29 protein-coding genes are annotated in these 21681 nt (G+C 46.7%); 2 read left to right on the top strand and 27 right to left on the bottom strand.

Annotated features, from left to right (window positions below; translation table 11 throughout):
* Positions 1-81: 81 nt before the first annotated feature.
* From HMPREF1548_RS08240 to rfbD, 5 genes are all read right to left on the bottom strand, one after another.
* Positions 82-1107, bottom strand: coding sequence for a zinc-dependent alcohol dehydrogenase family protein (locus HMPREF1548_RS08240; RefSeq protein WP_021635502.1), 1026 nt, complete (start codon positions 1105-1107; stop codon positions 82-84).
* A gap of 51 nt (positions 1108-1158) precedes the next feature.
* Positions 1159-1662 carry an AAA family ATPase gene (locus HMPREF1548_RS08235; protein ID WP_021635501.1) on the bottom strand — a complete coding sequence of 168 codons (504 nt, stop codon included), beginning with the start codon at positions 1660-1662 and terminating at the stop codon, positions 1159-1161.
* A gap of 31 nt (positions 1663-1693) precedes the next feature.
* Positions 1694-2710, bottom strand: a complete 1017-nt coding sequence (locus HMPREF1548_RS08230) for an arginase family protein (RefSeq protein ID WP_021635500.1) — start codon at positions 2708-2710, stop codon at positions 1694-1696.
* A gap of 50 nt (positions 2711-2760) precedes the next feature.
* The gene (locus HMPREF1548_RS08225) at positions 2761-4023 is read right to left on the bottom strand and encodes a dicarboxylate/amino acid:cation symporter (protein ID WP_021635499.1); all 1263 of its coding nucleotides are present in this window, start codon (positions 4021-4023) and stop codon (positions 2761-2763) included.
* Between the two features lie 80 nt (positions 4024-4103).
* Positions 4104-4952: a dTDP-4-dehydrorhamnose reductase gene (gene rfbD / locus HMPREF1548_RS08220; protein ID WP_035321587.1), complete on the bottom strand. Its 849-nt coding sequence runs from the start codon at positions 4950-4952 to the stop codon at positions 4104-4106.
* A 680-nt stretch (positions 4953-5632) separates the two neighbouring features.
* Between rfbD and HMPREF1548_RS08215 the strand changes: the two genes are divergently transcribed.
* Positions 5633-6157 (top strand): GNAT family N-acetyltransferase, encoded by a 525-nt coding sequence (locus HMPREF1548_RS08215; RefSeq protein ID WP_021635496.1) that lies wholly within the window; start codon positions 5633-5635, stop codon positions 6155-6157.
* A gap of 139 nt (positions 6158-6296) precedes the next feature.
* Positions 6297-7064: a class I SAM-dependent methyltransferase gene (locus HMPREF1548_RS08210; protein ID WP_021635495.1), complete on the top strand. Its 768-nt coding sequence runs from the start codon at positions 6297-6299 to the stop codon at positions 7062-7064.
* 174 nt (positions 7065-7238) lie between these two features.
* On the opposite strand, the gene HMPREF1548_RS08205 is transcribed toward HMPREF1548_RS08210, so the two are convergent.
* The 22 genes from HMPREF1548_RS08205 to HMPREF1548_RS08105 all read right to left on the bottom strand — a co-directional run bounded on the left by HMPREF1548_RS08205 (position 7239) and on the right by HMPREF1548_RS08105 (position 21632).
* Positions 7239-7973, bottom strand: coding sequence for an SIR2 family NAD-dependent protein deacylase (locus HMPREF1548_RS08205; protein ID WP_021635494.1), 735 nt, complete (start codon positions 7971-7973; stop codon positions 7239-7241).
* 187 nt (positions 7974-8160) lie between these two features.
* Positions 8161-8769 carry a nucleoside/nucleotide kinase family protein gene (locus HMPREF1548_RS08200; RefSeq protein ID WP_021635493.1) on the bottom strand — a complete coding sequence of 203 codons (609 nt, stop codon included), beginning with the start codon at positions 8767-8769 and terminating at the stop codon, positions 8161-8163.
* A gap of 49 nt (positions 8770-8818) precedes the next feature.
* Positions 8819-9595, bottom strand: coding sequence for a nitroreductase family protein (locus HMPREF1548_RS08195; RefSeq protein ID WP_021635492.1), 777 nt, complete (start codon positions 9593-9595; stop codon positions 8819-8821).
* Complete coding sequence (locus HMPREF1548_RS08190; RefSeq protein ID WP_021635491.1) at positions 9592-10242, bottom strand: GNAT family N-acetyltransferase; 651 nt, start codon at positions 10240-10242, stop codon at positions 9592-9594. Before HMPREF1548_RS08190 ends, HMPREF1548_RS08195 begins: the two co-directional genes overlap by 4 nt.
* A 144-nt stretch (positions 10243-10386) precedes the next feature.
* Positions 10387-11370, bottom strand: a complete 984-nt coding sequence (locus tag HMPREF1548_RS08185) for a DUF4003 family protein (RefSeq protein WP_021635490.1) — start codon at positions 11368-11370, stop codon at positions 10387-10389.
* An 84-nt stretch (positions 11371-11454) separates the two neighbouring features.
* Positions 11455-11985: a dihydrofolate reductase family protein gene (locus HMPREF1548_RS08180; protein ID WP_021635489.1), complete on the bottom strand. Its 531-nt coding sequence runs from the start codon at positions 11983-11985 to the stop codon at positions 11455-11457.
* 263 nt (positions 11986-12248) lie between these two features.
* Entirely contained in the window at positions 12249-12725 is a 477-nt protein-coding gene (locus HMPREF1548_RS08175) for a GNAT family N-acetyltransferase (protein WP_331491286.1), read from the bottom strand.
* A 267-nt stretch (positions 12726-12992) separates the two neighbouring features.
* A complete protein-coding gene (locus HMPREF1548_RS08170) occupies positions 12993-13316 on the bottom strand; it encodes a hypothetical protein (RefSeq protein WP_051358342.1) in 324 nt (107 codons plus the stop codon).
* 55 nt (positions 13317-13371) lie between these two features.
* Positions 13372-13704, bottom strand: a complete 333-nt coding sequence (locus HMPREF1548_RS08165; RefSeq protein WP_021635486.1) for a MazG-like family protein — start codon at positions 13702-13704, stop codon at positions 13372-13374.
* A 60-nt stretch (positions 13705-13764) separates the two neighbouring features.
* Complete coding sequence (locus tag HMPREF1548_RS08160) at positions 13765-14364, bottom strand: DUF3795 domain-containing protein (protein WP_035321571.1); 600 nt, start codon at positions 14362-14364, stop codon at positions 13765-13767.
* Positions 14365-14398: 34 nt separating this feature from the next.
* Positions 14399-14734 (bottom strand): nucleoside triphosphate pyrophosphohydrolase family protein, encoded by a 336-nt coding sequence (locus tag HMPREF1548_RS08155; protein WP_021635483.1) that lies wholly within the window; start codon positions 14732-14734, stop codon positions 14399-14401.
* 76 nt (positions 14735-14810) lie between these two features.
* On the bottom strand, positions 14811-15242 hold the full coding sequence (locus tag HMPREF1548_RS08150) for an N-acetyltransferase (RefSeq protein ID WP_021635482.1): 432 nt from the start codon (positions 15240-15242) through the stop codon (positions 14811-14813).
* A 47-nt stretch (positions 15243-15289) separates the two neighbouring features.
* Positions 15290-15865, bottom strand: coding sequence for a DUF6434 domain-containing protein (locus HMPREF1548_RS08145; RefSeq protein WP_021635481.1), 576 nt, complete (start codon positions 15863-15865; stop codon positions 15290-15292).
* A 96-nt stretch (positions 15866-15961) separates the two neighbouring features.
* Positions 15962-16462: a GNAT family N-acetyltransferase gene (locus HMPREF1548_RS08140; protein ID WP_021635480.1), complete on the bottom strand. Its 501-nt coding sequence runs from the start codon at positions 16460-16462 to the stop codon at positions 15962-15964.
* 27 nt (positions 16463-16489) lie between these two features.
* A complete protein-coding gene (locus HMPREF1548_RS08135; protein WP_021635479.1) occupies positions 16490-17494 on the bottom strand; it encodes a GNAT family N-acetyltransferase in 1005 nt (334 codons plus the stop codon).
* Positions 17484-18353: an aminoglycoside 6-adenylyltransferase gene (locus HMPREF1548_RS08130; RefSeq protein WP_021635478.1), complete on the bottom strand. Its 870-nt coding sequence runs from the start codon at positions 18351-18353 to the stop codon at positions 17484-17486. Before HMPREF1548_RS08130 ends, HMPREF1548_RS08135 begins: the two co-directional genes overlap by 11 nt.
* 52 nt (positions 18354-18405) lie before the next feature.
* A complete protein-coding gene (locus HMPREF1548_RS08125) occupies positions 18406-19062 on the bottom strand; it encodes a zinc dependent phospholipase C family protein (RefSeq protein ID WP_021635477.1) in 657 nt (218 codons plus the stop codon).
* Between the two features lie 30 nt (positions 19063-19092).
* On the bottom strand, positions 19093-19467 hold the full coding sequence (locus HMPREF1548_RS08120) for a TIGR04076 family protein (protein ID WP_021635476.1): 375 nt from the start codon (positions 19465-19467) through the stop codon (positions 19093-19095).
* A 21-nt stretch (positions 19468-19488) separates the two neighbouring features.
* Entirely contained in the window at positions 19489-19911 is a 423-nt protein-coding gene (locus HMPREF1548_RS08115; protein WP_021635475.1) for a DUF3592 domain-containing protein, read from the bottom strand.
* A 52-nt stretch (positions 19912-19963) separates the two neighbouring features.
* Positions 19964-20380, bottom strand: coding sequence for a PH domain-containing protein (locus HMPREF1548_RS08110; protein WP_035321581.1), 417 nt, complete (start codon positions 20378-20380; stop codon positions 19964-19966).
* A gap of 253 nt (positions 20381-20633) precedes the next feature.
* A complete protein-coding gene (locus HMPREF1548_RS29895) occupies positions 20634-20810 on the bottom strand; it encodes a hypothetical protein (RefSeq protein WP_180998355.1) in 177 nt (58 codons plus the stop codon).
* Positions 20811-21113: 303 nt separating this feature from the next.
* Entirely contained in the window at positions 21114-21632 is a 519-nt protein-coding gene (locus HMPREF1548_RS08105) for a GNAT family N-acetyltransferase (protein WP_021635471.1), read from the bottom strand.
* Positions 21633-21681: the final 49 nt, after the last annotated feature.

Genomic DNA, 21681 nt, shown 5'->3' with positions numbered 1-21681 from the left:
AACCGGCATCACAATCACTGACTCCAACGGAGCCGGCCCCTGCAAGGGCCCGGCTCCACATTTTTTTCTGCTAAACCAGTTTTATTTTTCCGGAGAAATAATGTATTTCCCCTTAGCACGAATTTCAGGCCTGCTCAGAATATCCGCCAGACACTCCAGCCCACACACCTCAGAAACCATGCTGCTCACATCAAGACGTCCGGAATCAATAAGTTCCAGCGCCCGCTTCTGGGTATAAGGATTGATATAGGATGCTTTCAGCACCAGCTCTTTCTGAAAAATCTGAAACGGTTTAATCGCTATCGTGTCTTCCGGCTTTGTCAACCCAAACATCATTACCACCGCTTTATTCCCGGCAATTTCAATTGCCTGTTCCATGGTGGAGGGCCTTCCCACACATTCAATCACCGTATTTATCCAGTTCATTCCCGCAGCCGCCAGCGCGTCCTTTACATTCTCATGCAGCGGATCGATGCACAGATCCGCGCCCAGCCTTCCTGCCACCTCACGCTTTCCTTCCACAGGCTCCAGCAGCGCTACTCTGGCTACCCCGGCCAGCTTTGCCAGCTGCACCATAAGAAGCCCTATCATGCCGCCTCCGATAACCACCACCTGGTGCCCCGGCCTGATTTCACACATATCCAGACCATGCAGGCAGCATGCCGCCGGCTCCGCCATGGCGCCCTGCTCAAAAGAGGTATTCTCCCCCAGCCGGTAGACCTGACGGCAATTCACCGCACAGTACTCCGCAAAGCCGCCATTTACGGTCGTTCCATAGCCAATCATATGCTCACAGAAATGGGCAGCCCCGTTTCTGCAGGCTTCACAGGCTCCGCAGTAGCAGTTGGGATCAATACAGACCCTGTCTCCCTCCCTGCAGTTACTGACGGCTTTCCCCGTCCGGACTACCACACCTGAAAATTCATGCCCCAGAATCGTAGGCGGCGTTACTTCCGCAGCCCCCTTGTCCCCTTCATAAATATGTACATCCGTCCCGCACACACCGCAGGCCTTTACCTGAATCAGCACATCCTCCGGTCCCACCACAGGCATTTCATACTCTTCAAGCCTCAAATCATGTTTTCCATAAAAAACCGCACTTTTCATTCCCGCTCCCCTCTGCGCCCCCGGCGCGCTATCCTTTTCTCCACCGGCCTTTCAAAGACCTCCAGTCTCCAAAACCTTTGCCAGCTGTCGTTTGCTTTTAACTCTCACCAGCTTATTCTCATAAACTTTCAGAATCTCCTCATAATATCCCCGTTCTTCTTCAAATTCCCGGGTCCATTGGTACATGCATCTCAGCATTTTCCGATCCGGCTTATAATGGCAGGCCTCCAATCCCAGCTTCTGCTTCACGTACCTTGTAAAAATCCGCCGCTTCCTCACATGCAGCGGCGGATCCAGGAAAATCACCCGGTCCGCCAAATCAAACAGAATCTTCTGGCTCTCCCGGTAACACCCCTCCACAATCCAGTCTCCCTCTGCGTCCAGCCGGCGTATGACCTCCTGCTGTTCCTGCGGCGTTCTCTTATAACGCGTTTTTTTATCCTGTACCCATGCAATGCAGTCCCCTTCATACCAGGGGATCCCCAGCCTGCAGGAAAGCGCCTTTGCCAGCGTGGTTTTACCGCTTGCCACGATACCGAATATCAAAAGCTTCATACATCCCCCTCCGAGTTGCTCCCTTTCCTTTTTAATTCTCCCATCTTACCAGCGTGCCGTCCTCATCCAGCACCACCGTCATTCCTTCCGCCAGTCCTCGTTCCTCCAGGAGCTTTTCCTCCATCAGCATGGCAAAAACTTTGTCTTTGCACCGGCTGCCATCTCCATTTTCCGGCAGCTCCTTCAGGAATACCCGGCAGGCCGCCGGCCTGCCCTCCGGCCGTTCCTCACAGCCAAAATCCGGATCTTCAATCCGGCAGATCACGGCCCGGTTATGCTTCATGAAAATCTGATCTTTCAGAAAATTGACCAGCTTTTCATTGACGGAGTCGTTCACCCGAACCGCTTCCAGACCTTCTCCCAGAAGTTCAGGACATTCCCCGCAAATATCAATCCCAAGGATCCTGTGCCTGCGAATCAAGATTTGGAGAATTCCCTCCAGCATGGCCAGACTCATATTTCCCTGATCCCAGTCCGTAATCTCCTCCTTTGGTGAAAGCACATCCTTATCAATGGATATAAAAACAGGGAGCCGCACATGCGCCTGGGCAAATGCCCGCCAGTTTTTCTCCATACCAAGCGAATCCGTAGTAAAACAAACCAGCCTGTCGCGGTATGCTTCATCAATATGGTCCAGATAATGCTTATCCGCGCCGATTATGACCGCTTTCCGGACAAAAGGATTTTCATCCAGCACATCCTTCACCCAGGAACCGCAGCTGAGCAGCTCCCCAAACCGGGAAGGCTGCATATCCGTATGATGATCAAACAGGACCAGCACGAAATCCTCCCGTATCCTGTCCGTCCAGAACTTGCTCACATAATGATAATTTCCGGAATCAATAAAATGCAGCCCATAAGGAGACAGCCTGGCAATCCGCTCCCGGATGGCCTTTCCCGCATTTTCATCGCAGTACCCGTTCACACCCTCCAGATCCGTCAGATCAATCCAACAATGCGGCTCCTTTTTATAGAAGCTTTCCTGCTCATACACATGGGTAAAATTCATCAATACAACCGGCGTTGTGTCCGGCGCTTTTTTCTCCATACTTTTCCCTCCCCGGATGGCGCAGCCAGGCTGAATGGGTGAATTTGGCACTAAACCATTTTGTTGAAAATCTCCACATCCACTGCATTATCCTGCCTGGCCACAATGGTGGTGCAGACCGCATCCCCTGTAATGTTGACCGCCGTCCTGGTCATATCCAGAATCCTGTCAATCCCCATAATCAGGCCGATTGCCTCCACCGGCAGACCTACGGAATTAAAAACCATGGACAGTGTAATCAGCCCCACGCTTGGCACGCCCGCCGTACCGATGGACGCCAGCGTGGCCGTAGCGATTACCGTCAGGAAATCTGCTGCGCTCAGCTGGATATGGAAGGCCTGCGCGGCAAACACCACCGCCACTCCCTGCATGATAGCCGTGCCGTCCATATTGATGGTGGCCCCAAGCGGAATCGTGAAGGAAGAAATCTTTTTGCTCACGCCCATCTTACGGTGAAGCGTATCGATGGAAAGCGGGATGGTGGCATTGGAGGTCGCCGTGGAAAAGGCAAACGCCATAACCGGAGCGAATTTTTTCAAAAAACGCACCGGGCTGAGGCCGGTAAACAGCTTCAGCAGCACCTGGTAAACCACAAGTCCCTGCAGCGCCAGGGCAAGAAACACAGCCAGCATATATTTCAGCAGCGGGAGGAAGGCATCCAGCCCCAGCCCGGCAAAGGTTCTGGCAATCAGGCAGAATACTCCCACCGGAGCCAGCTTCATCACCCCCATGGTCATATCCATCATTATATCATTAAACTGGCTGAAAAAGGAAGAAACCGTATCCGCTTTTTCTCCCCTGTGCGCGAGAATCACGCCGATTATCAGCGCAAACAGAATGATAGGCAGCATCTCCCCGCTTGCCAGCGCCCCCAGCGGATTGGTTGGGATAATTTGAAGCAGGGTATCCGCCATGCTCAGCTTTTCCCCCACAGCAGTTTCTGTTGTCTCTATCCTCCCCATATCCAGCCCTGTCCCCGGATTGATCAGACTTGCCAGCAATATGGCTACCGTAATGGCGATAGCCGTGGTCAACAGATAAAAAGCAATGGTCTTCATACCGACCTTTCCCAGCCGCCTGGTATCTCCAATTGCCATGCTGCCGCAGACAAGGGAGCAAAAAACCAGCGGAACCACCAGCATCTGCATCAGCCGGATAAACCCCTGCCCTATCACATAAAAAATACCGTTGACAATCACCTCATCCCTCACATACCCCTGAGGCGCCCAAAGATTCAGCGCCAGCCCCGCAGCAGCCCCCAAAATCAACGCTATAAATATAATGGTTGTCAGATTCCGTTTCTTTTTCTTCATCGATCCTCTTCCTTTTGCAACCGTCCCGATTACGGAACGGTTACTTCTGTTTACAGTGTTGTCACAGCCGCCCGGCATCCTCACCGCCGCATTTTGTTCATATAGGCACGAAGCGCCTCTTCCCAGGATACCGGAAGCTCAATGTCATCCAGGCGCAGCATCAGATTATCCAGCACCGCATATGACGGATGACCGTTTTCCCCGGCGCTGTCCGCCTTCAGGATTTCCGTATTTTTTCCTGCAAGCGTAAGGATGCGCCTGGCAAATTCATACCGGCTGCACATACCGCCGCACACCGCATGGTACAGACCATAGGCATCCTTTTCCAGCAGCCGGTAAATCACCTTTGCCACCTCATCCGCGCTTGTAGGTGCTCCCAGTTGATCCCCGGGCACCCTTATGCAGCTTTCCGTTTCCGCTCTCCGCAACAGCTGCGTCACAAAATTTTCCCCGTCTCCGTAAACCCAGGAACTGCGGATAATCAGGAATTTGGGCACAATGGTTTTTACAAACTCCTCTCCGGCCAGCTTTGATTTCCCATATACCGTTACCGGCATGGGCGTTGAAAACTCGTTATAAGGCTCCGAAGCCCTCCCGTCAAAAATATCATCTGTGGATATCTGCACCAGCTCCGCGTGCACGCTTCTGGCGGCAACACTCAAATTCCGCGCGCCGACAGCATTTACCTTATAGGCCAGATCGCTGTTCTCCTCACAGAACGCCGGACCGCAGATTCCGGCACAGTTAATGACACAATCCGGCCTGTACATTTCGGCATAGTTCCTCACAGCGTCCATATCCGTGATATCCACCTCGTCAATATCCGTAAGAAGCACATCCAGCTCTGTTGTATCAAGCATCCTGGCAAAAGCGCTTCCCACCTGCCCCTGTGCCCCCGTTATCCATATTCTCTCATGTTGCAGCAGCATATCAAATCCTCCTAGTTTTGCGGAGCAAAATGCGAGCCCTCTGGCGAGCAGAGGATTTTCCTTTTTGCTTTGCTCCGGCATGAAAAGACTCAGGCGTATTTTATCGTCTGAGTCCGTATCTTCCTGAAACCCTTTTATCGTGAGCACAGATTTGATGGCCTTCCTGACAGGGCGGCCTTGCTTTTCGGATTCCCATAACAGGATACTTCTTCCAGTCTTTCCCGCAAAGCACTATTTAACTGACCGCTTTATCACGGCATAAACGCTCACTATAAAAGTTTTTTTGAAAGTTTATTATAAAAACCGGAAGCCAAACCGTCAACAGAAATCCAAAAAATTTTCCTGATAAAAATTTATTTACATCTGTTTCTAGTATTCTGCCGTTTTACATAAATTATCCCGTATCCCGGCATCTCAGGCCACTTCTGGCTTTATTCACCGAAAAACTAATCCCAATTATTCCATTTTTCTAATTTCATATCGTAATATCCAGAGCTTTTATTTTCGTGTTACTGTTTCTGCTCTCATGTTGCCATTTGCAGAACTACCCTGTATACTGACATTACATTTACAAAAAAGCTGCGTGTATTGTTCCGCCTGCTACCTCTACTACAAAAAAGGCCGTTGTATAAGGTGGAACAAATTTCCATCAATTATGTACCAGCAAGGGAGGAATTTCTATGATTTATTTGAATGAAAATGACATTCTTATCCGGGAAATGCGGGAACCGGATCCTCAAATCTTCAGTGATGAAGAAATCAAACAGGGCTGGCATGCCTCCCCGGATAAATACAAAATGCGTATTGCCGATCAGGAAAAAGGGGACTGCCTCGCTCTGACAGCCGAATATAAGGGCGCTCCCGCAGGCTATATCAATGTCTACTGGAATCCGCCTGCCGGCGCTTTTGCAAACAGGAACATACCGGAAATTGTTGACTTCGGCGTCCTGAAAAAATACCGCTGCCGCGGGATCGGCCGCCGCCTAATGGACATTGCGGAAAAGCTCGCCAAAACCCGTTCGGATACCGTATGTCTGGGTGTGGGCCTCCATTCCGGCTATGGCAGCGCACAGCGCATGTATGTAAAAAGAGGTTATGTTCCTGACGGCACCGGCGTGTGGTATCAGAATCAAATCTGTGTGCCTTACGGTAATTGCTGCAATAATGATGATTTGGTTCTTTATCTTTCTAAAACATTAGAATAGCTGCCAAAAAACGTTACATAAATCCTTATGTCCGTTCCCTCGGACGCGCCGATACCCTGTCAGAATCCCTGAAACAGGAAATACAAAGCTATCTGGATATCGATTTGAATGATTGGATTACCGCCCAAGGAGAAACAACATGATAGAAGAAAACATAAACAGCACTAAAATACTGGAACAAAATAAAAACAGCTGGGATGCTATGGCTGACTCCTGGTTTGGAAGCACAGCCCTTCCCAGCTACGGCTGCCTTGTCCCTTCAGAGGAAGAGCTGCAGTTATTTCCTGCCCTTACCGGAAAAAAAGTTCTTGATATCGGCTGCGGAAGCGGCCATTCCCTGAAATGGTGCAAAGAACATGGAGCCGAAGAAATATGGGGCCTTGACATGTCCACCAGACAGCTTGAAAATGCCCGTACCTATCTGACACAGTCAGGATATGAGCCTCACCTTATCAACGCGCCCATGGAATCTGACTGCGGTCTTCCCACAGACTATTTTGACGTGGTCTATTCTATTTATGCCCTGGGATGGACTGTGGATTTGAATACAACCATAGATAGGATTTCCTGTTATTTGAAGAGGGGCGGCATTCTCATTTTTTCATGGGATCATCCGCTTATGCACTGCATCGATGCGGAGGGGGAAAAGCTGGTACTAAATGGCTCATATCTTGATGAAAATCCTTTTTCCTATATCCAGCGCGGAAATCCTGTCACCATTCATAACCATAAGATGTCCGGCTGGATCAATGCCCTGGCTGGTGCCGGCTTTAAGGTGGAAAAACTTGTTGAGGAAACGGACGCCGAAACCCTTTCCCAGGAATATGAATTTTCGGATTCCTACTATTCGTCTTTCAGGGCAAAGAAAATGCCGCTCTCTTTTATTATAAAAGCGGTGAAACTGTAACCCCGCTTCATCCCTCACTGCAACCGCCAAACGGACAGCCTGGAACGCATATTCCTCTTTCCAAAAGCAAATCAAAAAAATGGCCGGGAGCCTTCCTTTCTCCGGCCATTTCTCTCTATTCCATTATGCAGGCATCCCCCATTTGAAAAGCACCTACAGGATTATACGACAAGATTACACATATCCCAGCCTGGACAGAATATTCTTCGGCTGATCAATAAAAACCATATCCGCATTGTCATCCAGATAATGACTCCGCTGATGTATAATCACAAGATATTTTCCTTGAAAATATTTGATATAGTGGGAAAATACCTCCGAATTCAGATTGGTTCCCAGTAACAGCAGAACCTCCGCCCGGTTAATCTCCTCCACCGCCTGCGTTACCAGCTGACTGTCCGCCATTTCCCGGAAGAAAAACAAACCGGGGCGAATGGGAATCTGGCAGTCCTCGCATACAGGAATCCCATGCGCCTGTTTGATATACTCCACAGGATACTCCCTGCCGCACCGTTGGCAGATATTATGGTAAATACTTCCGTGCAGCTCTATTACATTTTTACAACCGGACCTCTGGCACAACTCATAAATATTGCTTGTAATAATACACTGAAGCTTCCCATCCTGCTCCATCTTTTCAAGCACAGTCTCTGATTCCGTAGGCTCCGGGCCGCCGTTCAGCATCTCCTGCTTATAGAAATCGAAAAACAGCTTCGGCCGCGTATTATAAAACGCACTGGTAAAAATCTCTTCCGGCGAATATCCGTATTTCTTTTCAATATCATATGCTTTGTCCGGATTTTTTACTCCGATATATCCCCCTTCTTCCATCATTCCCGATCCGCACAGGGCTACCGTACAACTGCTTTCATCCAGGATTCTGCGCAAAGTGGCTATTCTTTCCTCCATCTATTACCTCCTCCTCTGGCTTCTCCGCCAGTTTTTCTCAGCATAATCTGTTTGCAGCAGTTCAGCTCTCCATTCTGCTGCGACTGTTTCTATTATACTATTATTTCCCGTATTTTTCTATGGATTACACAGTAAAAGAAAAAACTGCCAGCCCCGGAAAAAACTCCCGGAAATGACAGCTTCTCTATTATAGTTCAAACAGGTTGCATACCGTCCGGAACATTTCATCAATTCCAACGCTTCCGTCCGTTACCAGGCAGGCATACCCTCTCTGCTTTGCATCCGCATGCACCGCTTCCGCAAAAAGCACGTCTCTCTCCATCCAGTTTTCAAAAGCCTTTTTCTTATCTGTACAGCCCTCTAAAATATAGGGAACCCAGGGTCTCTGGCTGTAAAAATGGTACTGGAAATCCTTCACCGGGACAATATTGATATAATGCTTTTTGTCCACTCCCACAGCAGAAACGAGCTCCGGCAAAAATGCCGCTCCTTCCGTTATGATTTTCTTTTTCTCCGGAAAAGTATTCAAAGCTTCCCATATATATGTAAAAATCTCTCTGTAGATTTCCAGCTCCTCCTCCGTCTGTAACCGGGGGCTGCGCATCCAGGTTTCCTCCGGGGACATCTGCATGGCCCTTGCAGAAAGCGGCTTCCCATCCTCCTGCGCCTTTTTCATATACTGTTCCAGATAATCGTCCACCTTAAAGTAGTTAAAATCATACTTTTCGGCAATCATTTCCGCTATGGTGCTCTTGCCGCTGCAAGGAGAGCCTCCGATAATATATAATCCTTCCATATACCTCTTTTCCTTCCGGATAATCAGGCCACCGCCGTTTCCGTTTAAATCAGACGATTTTTATCTCCGCCTTTTTCCTGGCAGGCAGGTAACGGTAATTCTGACGGTCGGGATAGCCTGCCAGCAGCGTCCCGTATACTTCATAGCCCTCCGGAATTTCCAGGACCATGCGGCATTCCGGAATGAGATTCAGGAAACGGGTAAGATAGCCGCCCCAGCAGGTGCCGATTCCCTCAGCCTGGAGCAGCAGCTCTGCTGTAGTCAGGGCTATTGCCGTATCCTGAGCGGGATTTATGGAATTTCTCCGGCATATTCCGATGATAATAACCGCATTTTCTCCCATTACCGAATTATTCCCATTGGCATATTCCGAAATCAGCTCCATGGAAACCTGATTTTCCTTACAATATTCCAGAATCCAGTCCATGATGCACTTCCTGATTTCTTCACTTTCCAGAATTATCCACTGAACCGGATGCTCATTCTTGGCGCTGGGCGCATTCTCCGCCGCATCCAGCGCAGTCCGCAGGATATCCCCGGGAACTTTTTTCTTTAAAAACCTGCGGTAGGAACGGCGCTGATATATCAGCTGTTTTACCGTTGTACTGCAGTCCTCCGGCAGAGGCTGGGTCTTTTCCGCCACAGCGGGCCGGGAATCATAAGTTATTGCATCCGCCGGGCAAATCGCCGCGCAATGCATACAGGCAATACACTTTTTCCCGGTATTTTCCGCCTTTCCCTCCTGGTTCAGCCGCAGTACCGTAAATGGGCATACCCGCGTACACTGCCCGCAGCCCGTACATTTTGACGAGTCTATAAAAATCATGCTTCTTCCCCATCTTTCTGCTTGGTCCCGGCATCATAATCCCACTGTCCGGGCAGCCTCAGCTTTTCCATGTAAGGAAAACCTTTATCAAACGCTTCCGTTTCCTCTTCGGTCAGGCTCTCAAATACCTCCGCTTCAAAAAACCTTCCCGGCATGCTGCGCAGGCCTCCGGGCACCAGCTCAATTCCCATAAATGCATCAAAATTTTTACCTTCCGCGGTGGTAATCCCATAATGATCACAAGTTTGAAAACCAAATTTAGGATAATAGCCCGGTTCCCCAAAAATCACAATTCCCGGATATCCTTCCTCCCTGGCAAGCTGCATTGTCGTATTCAAAAGCAGGCCGCCAATCCCCATATTCTGCATTACCGGATCAACGCAAAGCGGCCCGAAGCAAAGCACCTCATTACTGCTCCCCTCCGCGCCCTCGATCCTGGCTGCGGAATACATGATGGTTCCCACAATTTTGCCGTCTGCCACGGCAACCCTGCTCAGTTCCGGGATATACGCCTTGTCAGAACGCAGCCGGTGGACAAGATAATGCTCATTGCAGCCCGGAAAATGCAGATTCCAAAATGCTTTTTTAGTCATATATTCCGTCTCCCAGTACTCTTCCGGGAGCTCCTGTCTGATAATAATTTCCATACACTTTCTCTTTTCTTTTTTATTTCCGCGATCAACGAGCCAACGTGATGCACTCGTACATCCCTTTGACGGCTGCCGCGAGAGTCAAATACCGCCGTTCACGGCGTTTCAAATTTGATGCCCCATTGCTTGGAAGAATTTGACTTATGAGGAGGAATTGGAAGCGGCGGCTGCCGTGGAGGCCGCGACGGCTGCGCACATGGCGGCCTGCTGTGCCACAATCATGGAAATCGTCCCGTTGATCGCAGCGGTTTCCAGGCTGCCTGTCTTTACATACTCTCCCTGTACCAGCATTCCCGTATACATCAGCCGCTGTTTTCTCCCGATGCTCCAGTTGCCCAGTCCCTTCTGCTTTGCCAGAAAATCATCCGTATCCGTCATTTCCGTCACGATTTCCATCAAATCGCTTTCCGACAGTGCCAGCACACCAAGCGTCGGCAGCTCATAATCCGTTCCGTATTTATATCCCCGTTCCTTCAGCCGGTCATAGAGCAGCAGCGTCCGGCTGCATTTTTCTTCCGCCCTTCCGTCTCCCAGCGCAAGAACATGACTCAACGACTGAACCGCATTTCCTGAAAAAAACTGCGGCTTCAAAAGCTCATAGCACCTCTGCGCTTCCGATAGCAATGTACTGTCATCCCTCTCCGACAGTGAAAGCAGCGCGGCAAAGGAGCTGTCCTCCGAGGAGGTAAGCAGCGGATGCTCTGATTTCATTTCCTTATATAACGCGCGAGTTCGTTTTACAATACGTTCATAGTCAAAAGGCTCGGCCATCTGCGCAATTACCATCGCCGTCAGAGGCAGATAAGCAGAACCGAAAAACTCCTCCTTCAGCATCCCATATACCTTCAGCGCATTCGAAATCGTACTTTCCGGATTCCCTGATACCGCCATCAGGGATGCGATTGGCAGTCTGGCAGTGCTTCGGAAATTGGAAAACATGCCCGTATGCTGCCTGAGCAGCTCTGTACATGCCTTCAGCTGCCCGCCGTCCGCCTCCTTGCCGTTCATAGTGAAAATCGCCGCGCAAAGAGGATACATATAGGTGCTTTCCCAGCTGAATTCCTTCCTGATTACTTCTTTATTTTTTATGAATTGTCTGCATCTGTTTTCTGTACTTTCCTTCATTTCCTCTCCTTTATGCACGCCGGAGCATATGCATGCCAGGCATGCATAAAAATGCCATGCATGCAGAAAAATGCCGCCGGGCGGTTACTGTTTTTCATAAATAAGTTCTGTCATCCCGCCATACCACTCTGTCCCTGTCAGCTTCAGCTTCCTTTGCCGGCCTCCGCCTCCAAATAAACGGATACCATCACCCAGCAGCACAGGCAGCACGGTAATCCTGTACTGATCTACCAGGTCCGCTTCCACGAACTGCTTCACCAAATCAGCACCTCCGCAGAGCCAGATATCCTTCCCTTTCTGTTCTCTCAGCCGTCGGACGAGCTCTTCAGGTCCTTTATCTGTAAAATGTATTTCCTCCTCATCCTGCTCACTGCGATGTGTGAACACATATGTCTGCATTCCCGCATATACCCAGTTATCCGGCGAAAGCTCCGTCCTTATCTGATGATAGGTGGTATATCCCATCAGGACGGTATCCACTGTCTGAACAAAATCCGGGTAGCTGCTATCCTCCAGGCTCCCCGTATCATCCTCCTCCATCCAGCCCACACCGCCGTTTTTGTCCGCGATATATCCATCCAGACTCATTCCAAGATACAAAACTACTTTTCTCATGCTATATTCCTTTTCCGTTATAAATTCTCTTTCTACCCGGCTGTTCCTGCTGCCAGATCATCCAAACTGCTTATTTTGCGTAAAAACGTTCAGCGTATAGCAACGTCAGCATTGACACTCCGCAATGGATAACGTTGCTTTTCAGCCAATCAATCGCTTTCATAATTATTTTTTATTGCCCCAAACTAAAATAACGCCTTATTTGTTATCTTCTGACCGCTGGAACAGGGATATACTATACCCGCCTGCACTTAGGCAGTAGGTTAGAGCTTTCGTACTGCAACAATTTCATCACCGCACATTTCTCCATTTTCGATAAAACCCATAGCGCTATATAACGCTCTCGCTGCGATATTCTCCGGCTCATAGGAAAGCCAAACGCTGTCAGCTGCGCCGCAGGGATACGTTTTCAGATAGTTCAATGCCAAATGCATGGCTTTTTTGCCCAAACCCTGTCGCTGATACATCTTGTCTATCATAAAGCGCCAAAGGCAATAATTACTGGCGGCAATCATTGGCTCATCCTCATCACCTACTGTTCCATAGCCAAACATAATAAAACCCACCAAAATATCATCATCATATATACCGAAAGGCAATGCAGTTCCCCCGGCTGTAATAGTGACATAAGCTTCAAGTATGCTTTCTGTATTAGTAGCAACAAAGCCCTTCTGTTCATCAAAAACGCTCCGTTTTACTATCTTCCAAATATTCTCAGAATCTACTTTTCGCAATTCCATAATATATACTCCTTGCAAATTTCCATTTGTCGTTATGCGGCTTATTTGCCGAAGGCGCATGAACGCCTTACCAATTGTTGCATTCTATGATTTCAATACGATTCTGTCGAATATAAAAATATCTTTTAAAACTTCTCGCAAGTTATTATTTTATTTGGGCACCAATCGGGCACCATTTTACTGTCTTGTTCACATGTCTATATTGCGGAAAATCCTGTAATCATGCGCAATTCCGGTATAATTGACAGCTAAAACATACTGAAAACATCACTGTTTTTTATCGGCCTTTTTCCCATAACAAATCACAAGCGCAATCACATTAAATAATATCGTCCCCAGAAGAAGATTCAGAGCCCCTGACACTACCGCCTCCGAGGTATCAGAAAGTGCTGACCAGTCCTTAATTTTGACCAGATGATCACTGTAGCATATCTGAAAAAACAGGGACAAGGCACAGGCACACATACTCGCTCCATATAAAACCGGCTGTTTTCTGTTTCCCGTCTTTTTATATCGGACAATAATAATTACCGGTATTACAAGCGCTGTCAGGCCCAGAAGCAGGCTTCCCACGTTTAACCAGCTATACATACGCATTCCTCCTCTTTTTCAGCAGCTATCATTATCATGATACTGTTTCTTACTGTCAGACTCCCCGTCTTTTCAGATCCATATCCTCATCTGCCCTGGCTGCCTTATGCGCCTCTTCCAAATCAATGCCGTAGCAGTCGGCAATCCGGATAAGCTGTCCCAAAATATCTGCAAGTTCATTTCCGATATTTTCTTTCAGATTCTCCGGCTTTTTCCCCTGATAGGAATAATAGTTTTCCTGCAGCATAATACATTTGGACAAATCGCCCATCTGTTTGGTCAATTCTATCATAGCGCCGTTTATTCCCCATGGCTTTCCCTCAACCTTTTCAAATCTGTGGTAAATATCCCTGTAAAGCTGAATTGCCTCCTGAAATGTCATTCCCATAATTTCTCCCTTTCACATTCACTTTTTTATTTGTATATTGTAGTAAATATGCTCCTTCAATTACTCCTGCTTTTTCTTAGCAGACTTCTTATTCAGCTTAAGAACAATTCCCGTTTCCTGGGCAATTGCCTGAAAACATCCGACCGCTGCCGCTGCCTTTTCCTTCAGTGTTATCTCCTGTACCGTTTCTTTCGCCGTTTCCTGCTTTCCTCCCCCTGACGTTTCACGTACAATCTGCTCCATCGCATTCCTGAGATCCTGCAGTTCCAACAGGTACACTGCCAGCATGTAAAAGGTTTTCCTGCGTCCATCGTTATAGTTCTCCAGCAGCTCCTGCAAAATTGCCGCCTTTTCTTCCAGTTCCGCCTGATAGGCTTCCATCCCACCGCTTTTTGCCCGTTCCATATCCCTGCGCATATTTCTGTGAGGCAGAAAGGAATCATACTCCATCACACTGTCATATTTTTCACAGGGATACTCACCGCACTGAAAACAATATTCCGGACAGCCGTGTTCCCTGCCGCAGCGGAATATGGCGCAGGACTGGTTTCCCTCTCCGCCGCCGCAGCCGGGGCAATACTTATTCAGGTGCATGGGGCACAGCGCGCAGTTTAATCCGCAGAGGGAAAACAACGGGTACTCTCTCTGATAATTTTTCATCTTTTTTTCTCCTGGTAAAAATCTGCGCTTCCGGTTACAAATCGTTCCTGTCCCTTTTCATTGAATCCTGAACAGAAAAGCCTTCGGGATATCTTTTCTTCAGCTTCTTGATATTTCCCTGCAGGACCTCTTCAAGGCTGACATCCAAAGCGGTGGCGGTTTCCGCCAGATACCATGCAATATCCCCCAGTTCCTTTATTAAGTGCTCCCGGTCCAGTTCATGTCCCTGCGCCAGATGCTTTTTCACAATATCAATCGCTTCCCCGGCTTCACCGCACAGTCCCATTACGCCATTAATGAGTATATCCTTTTTCTCAAGAGAGGGATTCAATGTGGTCATTGCAAGCCTCTGATATTCATTCGGTGTCATTTTATTCTCCCCTTCCCAGCTCTGTCGGCATGAAGTATTTCTTTTCCTTCCCACCTATCGTCTGAATCAACTTTATTCAAAGTACTTTCTTTTTCCACTCCATTAAATATTCCTGTTCGCCGGTCTCTATATCAGTCTGTTCCCCTGCTATATGAAATCCTTCCTTCTCATAAAACCGTACGGCACGTTCATTTTTAAGATATACATGCAGGGAAAGGCTGTCGCGATTCTGCTTGGCGCACTGAAGCAAATGCTTGCCGATACCGCGTCCCCGATTATTTTCCCCGACAAAAATCCCTGCGATATAATCCTCCTGCAGCCCCAGAAAACCAAGGATTCCATCTTCGCTGTCAAAAACATAAATCTCCGCTTCGGGCATCATTTTTCTAACTTCGCTGTAATGTGATTTCCAATATGTTTTCTCTATAAAATCATGTGCCTGTACGTTGGACTGCAGCCACAGCTGCATAATCTGTTCCAAATCTTCATTTCTGAACTTTCTAATCATATTCTCCTCTTCCCTTTTGCTTCCCCGCCGTAACCAGAGCCAGGCGGTTAATGCACAAGAGCCTCCAAATCCGCTTTTTCATAACGGTTATGTCCCGGCATGCTCTTTTTATAATTCCAGCACTTAATGGCTTCTTTCAGCGTTTTTCCCTGATTTTCAGCAAAAAAAGCACGAATATAGGTATTATATTCAAACTGGCTGTCGATATTTGTCCCGCCCTTCTTCTTTTCCTCCCGGATTTGATAATAGGCGTCAACTGCCTGGCCGTAGGTCTTTCCCGTATTCGCTTTCAGCCATTTCTGGAAAGCAACATTAAAAGAAAAGCCTTTTCCTATTTTTTCCTCAAAAAAAGCTCTATGCTTCTGGGAGCAGACAAAATCAGGCTCAATCGGAGTATCATCGGTAATAAATCCAACCCCGCTTTTTTTCCTGGCAACTGGTTTATCCGCAATAATCTCTCCGCCATCTAAATAACTGGCAATACGCTCCGTCAGCTCCTTTTTTCCGCCTGAAACGGGAAGCCCCTCCGCCCTGCAAAACGCCGCCAGTTCTTCCTTCAAATAATAATAGCTGCGAAATATTTTACTGTCCAAATCTTTTTTTAAATCAGGCCTGTCACTCAAAATGCTTTCTCCTGTTGTTTTCTCTCATTCATATTTTTTTGTCATTCATAGATTTCTTCTATTCATAATTTCCTGTTATTTATAGTTTCCTGTTATTTATAGTTTCCCGCCATTCACAAATTCCTCAGGAAGGATCATCTCATCCTTCATCGGGACAAAGCCGAATTTTGTATATAAAGGCCTTCCCATTGAGGTGGCTTCCAGTGAAATATGCTCTACTCTTCTTGTCAGCGCCTCTTTCACAAGCAAATCAAGAACCGCTGAGGCTATCCCGCGGCGTCTGTAATCCGGGTGCGTATACATATTCATAATGTATGCTTTGTTGCCCGATGGATTGTGAAAGGTGGGCATCACCCGATAAAAACTGATACCTCCGGCCCCGACAAACAGCTCAGCGTCAAAAACCAGATAGGCCGCATGACTGCCGTCCCTGAGGGCTTTTTCATAGTAATCCCTGGATTCTTTTTCAACGGCAGACATATCCACGGAAAGTTCCAGCCCATTAGCTGCCCGCAGTACCTGGATTCTCGTTGCTGTCAGCATTGCGATATCTTTTTCTGCGGCCTTTATAAAATCGAATTTCGACTGTATATCCATTGTACCTCCCACGTAGGCAATTCCAACCTATAAATAATCTGCCAAATACGCATCGTTCCATAGCTGTACCTCTATATAGCTTCCGGGATTATGAAAAAGACCAGGCAGGTCAAAAATAAATTCGCCAACGCTTTTTTCCGAATCATTAATCATACGAAAAAACTGTTTTTTATTCCAGACAGTCCCTTCCGTCATTCCCATACTCCTCAAATGCATACTGTCCCTGGGCGTAAAACTGACCTCCATATCATCTATATGGCTAAGCGGAATACTGATTTTATCCTGATTTCCAAAAAAACTCTGAAAACCGCTGTGCTCCCCTAATACAAAATATATGGGATGCATCGTTTTGGGCTTTCCGCCTCCTTCAAGGAAACGGTTATACAGCCATTTTTCAGTTGCCGCTCTCTTCTGGTAATACCGTTCAAAATAATCGCCGTACCGATCATTCCTTGAAGTTGTAGCAGCTGAAAGTCTCTCCGCCAAAAGAAACGCTTCTTTTTCAGGAAGACGCATTATATTCCGTAACGGCAGTCCACCACTTTCCCTATAATTGGTAATCACTAACCCATCCACCGTTAAATCTGCCATTGCTTTCTTGCACAGATAATCTGTTTTTAAAAGAGCAAACCATATAATATCTGTTTTTTCACCATCACTGCCGAAAGACTGGGCCTGCCGCAGCTGTCCTTCCAATTGATACCCACATTTCAGCATCACTGCGACAGCTTTTTTATTTTTACCATTGCAGTGAGCCTCAACTCTGTTTATATCAGTCTTTTCAAACAGATAATCCGTCAGGATTTTGAGCGCCTCCTGCATATATTTCTTATTCTGCCAGACTTCATCCAGTGCAAACTGTAATGTTATTTTATTTATTTCCGGCTCATATTGCGCTTTAAAATGGCCAATTATTTTTCTGCCTTCTTTTAATAAGATTGTCCATATAAATGTTTCCAGACCGCTACACTTTTCATCCGGCCTGAGAATTAGCCTGCATGATGTAATTTCTTCTGCCCCGCTAAGATTCATATATTTCCCTCGCATCTGCAGGCAGTTTTCTCACATGCTCCAGATATGCTCTGCAATTATCCGCCTCCGCCGCATCAAAATGGAAGTTCATTTTCTCAGCCAGTTCTTCCTCCGTCTGCCTGAATAGATCGCACATAATAAAAACTGCATCCCAAACAGCCTCTGTTTCTGCCTGGGAATAAGTTAACAGATACCTTTTATAGGTTTCCTCCAGCAAATACCGTTTCATATATTTTGCCGACTTTCCCACGCTGACGGAAAAATTGTTATCCCTGCCGATTTTCCATTCCAGAATTCTGGTAAGCATCGGCCGGATATACAGATGAATCATATCCATTACATAGGGAAGTTCCTCCCTCCAAAGTCCCTTCGCCACGTTATCCAGACACCACCAGAACTCATTACAGGTAAAATAAAACTGCTCTTCCGTCGGCTTTTTCACCCAGTAAATCTCATCCGAGGCCGGCTTTGCTTCCGGCAGGATACCATCCTTATCTACCAGTATCCGATAGATTTCAAGGCTGCCCAGTACCGCCTTCATGGTACTTACATGCAGATCCAGCCTGTTTCCATCCGTAAACTGCATCAGCCAGCCATAACAGTTTTCCACATCAGAACTGAAATATATGCTATCTTCCGGATATTGCATAAACAACCGTTCCCCGAATCTGTCAATCCAGTGCCTGTCCTCACGGAAGGATTTCGTCTCGTTTACAACATATACCACATCGTAATCCTGAAAAATATCCTTGGGAACGTTAGGGTTAACGCGGGATCCTTCCAAATATGCCGCCCTGACACGCGGATCCTCTTCTGCAGTTTTTATAATCAAATCAAGCATTTCTTTTTCTGAACGCATTTTTCCTCCTCACCTTTTCCACATTAAATTTATACTGTTTTGGAATATTAAATTATATGATATTTACATAATAATTTTCCGGCCGCTCTCTTTCCTCTCCCCGAAAAAAAGCCGCCATTTCACTCTCACACAGTGCTATCGATTTATTAATATATTCTTCCATCAGCTCCAATTTATAAATTTCAAGCTCCTCCACTTTAGCTTCCGATGCACATTGAATATCATCTTTCAGAGCACTAAGAAAATTTTCAAGAAGCTCTCCCTTTACTTCATTAATTTCTTCAATCGATATGTTGCGTATGTTATAACGCAGGTTGTATTTTTTCCCCAGCAGATAATTCAGCCTCTGATAATCCCGATATCCTGCCTTATAACGGACTTTTTTTATTTCCGGCGGATAATTTCTGATATACTTGTCGGCAATGGAACAAAACCATATACTGTCCATAATCAGATGACAGTAATAACCAAGGTATAAGCTGTCTTTTTCCATCTGCTCCGCATACCTGTCTCTAAATAAAAGCCAGTTAATCCCTTTTTTATTTTCTTTCTCCAGCTCCACCCAAAAATGCGCCGTATTGTAACTTCCATCCTCATGCCCCGACAGGTCAGGCAGCAAAGCACCGATACAAAAACGGTTCTTATCCTTTATTTCCTGCCTTTCAGCAAGTTCTGATGCTATTAGATAATGTAAAAGCCGTGATGCCATTTTTCCTCCCCGGCCAGTCTGCCATACACATCATTCCTCCTCCGAAACTGCCTCCAGCAAAAAAATCACCGGACGCACACCATCAGTGCAGCATTCTATTGTCTTATTTTCATGCTTATACCAGTATTCCTTCCCGGCTTCCCTGGGCGCACGATCGATTGCCCTGCGGGAAATAGCTGCGTATAAGTCCACCCATGCCCAGGGGCAGAAGCCTTCCGGCATGACTGCCTCCTCTCCGGATTTATAAAGAAATGTATCCCCTTCCTTCAGAATCGGACACGGACCAACCGCCCTTCCTTCGCTCAGATATTCATCTGCAATATCCTCATAAAATTCTGTCTTTAATACTTTAATACGCACATCCATCCCTTTATCCCCCTGCTTTTCCTTTTTCCCTGCTTCCACCGTATTTCTCTGCCATTACAGTCAGAATGCTCCGGTTACCATAAAAACGATGCCTAATACAAGAAAAATCCCGCCGATTCCCATGAAAATACCGCAAAGCAGCTTCATCATTTTTGTATCGCGTTCGCACCAGAATTTTTCCGGTTTTTCCGGATCATAATATAGTTCCGTTTCTTCTCCCGTCTGATACCGGCATGGGCTGCTTCCAAAAGTCGATACCACCCGCTGCATTCTGCCTCCGGCATAGTATTCAAATACGGGATAATAATATGTGCTGCCACCACCACTGTCTCTTCTGCATTCCACATCCACCACCCGCGCCGTGGTAACCATCGAGGCGGTCTTTCTACTCCTGCCAAACACTTTCATCAAAAAAATCCCAATCAGCAGGAACAGTAACCCCATTCCCGCAAAAATCAATGCTCCAACCTGTATTTCCATCATATATGTATCCTCTGCCCTCAATTTTCAGCCTCAGAATAGAAAAGGCCGTTCATTACTGTACTCCCGGTACACTGCACACCCGTATCGCGGGATTCCTCATTTTCAATTCAGCTACCAACGCCGTTTTATCCTTCACCGCTATCACCATTTCCTGTCTTTTCCCCTTGATAAAAAGACGATCCAAAGAAGCGGCACTGGAAGAAATCGGGCAATAGGAACCTTTAATTTCCACAATGTCAGCAATCCGCATGGAATCCTTTCCAAAACCGAAAAACAGCTTCAGGTTTTCTTCCTCAATTACCACATAGTTGCGCACAACGATTGGTATAAAAATAATATCGCACAGAGCCAGCGAAAATAATAATATGGGCACATTATCAGGGTCAAAAAGCAGTTCGTATATACATACCGCATTTACCGCAATGATAATCAGCCAGAACCAGGCGGCTACTTTTCCTTTAAATTTCATGCTTCCTCCATTATTTTGCCATATATCGCAGTTCATCCTTTTTCTGTCCTTACTGCAGCTGTCCATAAAAAAATTCTCCGCGGTATGATGCCGCATTGATGTCTGTTGCACAAAGATTTCAGAATACTCAGAAAAAAGTGCGTAACAGAACAGTATCCGCTATTTATTCAGTATATCAAATATTTCCTGGCAATACTATGAAGTTTTTCTTATATTAAGGGGTGAAATAGAATTTATGTAGAGAACAGGCCAGTTATCTGCCTGTCCTGTTTTTTGCTTCATGCATGGGATACCCGTTTCCCTGGGCATCTGTTGAAGGCGTATTTTCATGGCTGTTTTTATCATGGCTTGGGCCGTGCCCCACCACGCCTGCCTCATAAACGCCGTCCGGTATGGTTGAAATACGTTTATCGTCCTTTGCTTTTTTCATGGAGACCTCCTGACTTTTTTCTGCTGTTATTGTCCCCGTTTTCTATAAAAAAATAAGCTTCTGACGATGTTTATCAGTGAAAATCTCATCTGTGGTGGAGTTGAGTTTTATTTTATATTTTACTATAGAATTCTTAATTTCTGCAGTAGATATCTTTAATGTTTCATAACTATTCAAACTCTTTGAAATGAGGGAATGAAAAAACCGGGAATATCCCAGAAAGCTCCGTAGCTGCGAGTAAATGAAAACGCAGATATGATGGCTTTTCAGGATAGTCCCCGGCCGGCTGAATCGATCAAAAAGTCAATCAAGATGAAGTTTATAAAATTTTGCCGGGAAGGTTTCACTCCCGTCAAAACGGCTGTATTCTCCATAATGGTCAAAATGCATACCGCATTTTTCCATGACTTTTCCTGACGCCGGGTTTGCCACCGCATGATTTGCGCCGAAGTCATGTATATCAAATTCTTGGTATGCAAAGTCAATCATAGCTTTTGCCGCCTCCGTGGCATAGCCCTGGTTCCAGCAGTCAGAACGGAGGTTGTAGCCAATTTCCCACTGTGTATTGTCTTCTGCCGGGCCTATGCCGCCGCTGCCGATTAACCGGTTATTTTCTTTGCACACAAAGCCAAATTCGTATTGTTTTTCGTTTTTTTCCACGGTTTCCAGCCATCTGCGTACGTCTTCTGTTTTCGTGTAAAGGGCGTAAGGCATGAAACAGTTTACCAATGGGTCCGAGCACCAGATAAAAACTTCTTCCGCATCTGCGGCTGTGAGCGGCCTGAGGATGAGTCTGGGTGTTTGCAGGATGTACTGTTGCATAATCGGGAGCCTTTCAGTGGTGTCTTATTGAAGATGGTTTTCTGGTGTT

The sequence above is a fragment of the Clostridium sp. KLE 1755 genome (assembly GCF_000466465.2).
GTDB classification, from domain to species: Bacteria; Bacillota; Clostridia; order Lachnospirales; family Lachnospiraceae; genus Eisenbergiella; species Eisenbergiella porci.
This window is presented reverse-complemented; position numbering and strand designations above follow the sequence as displayed.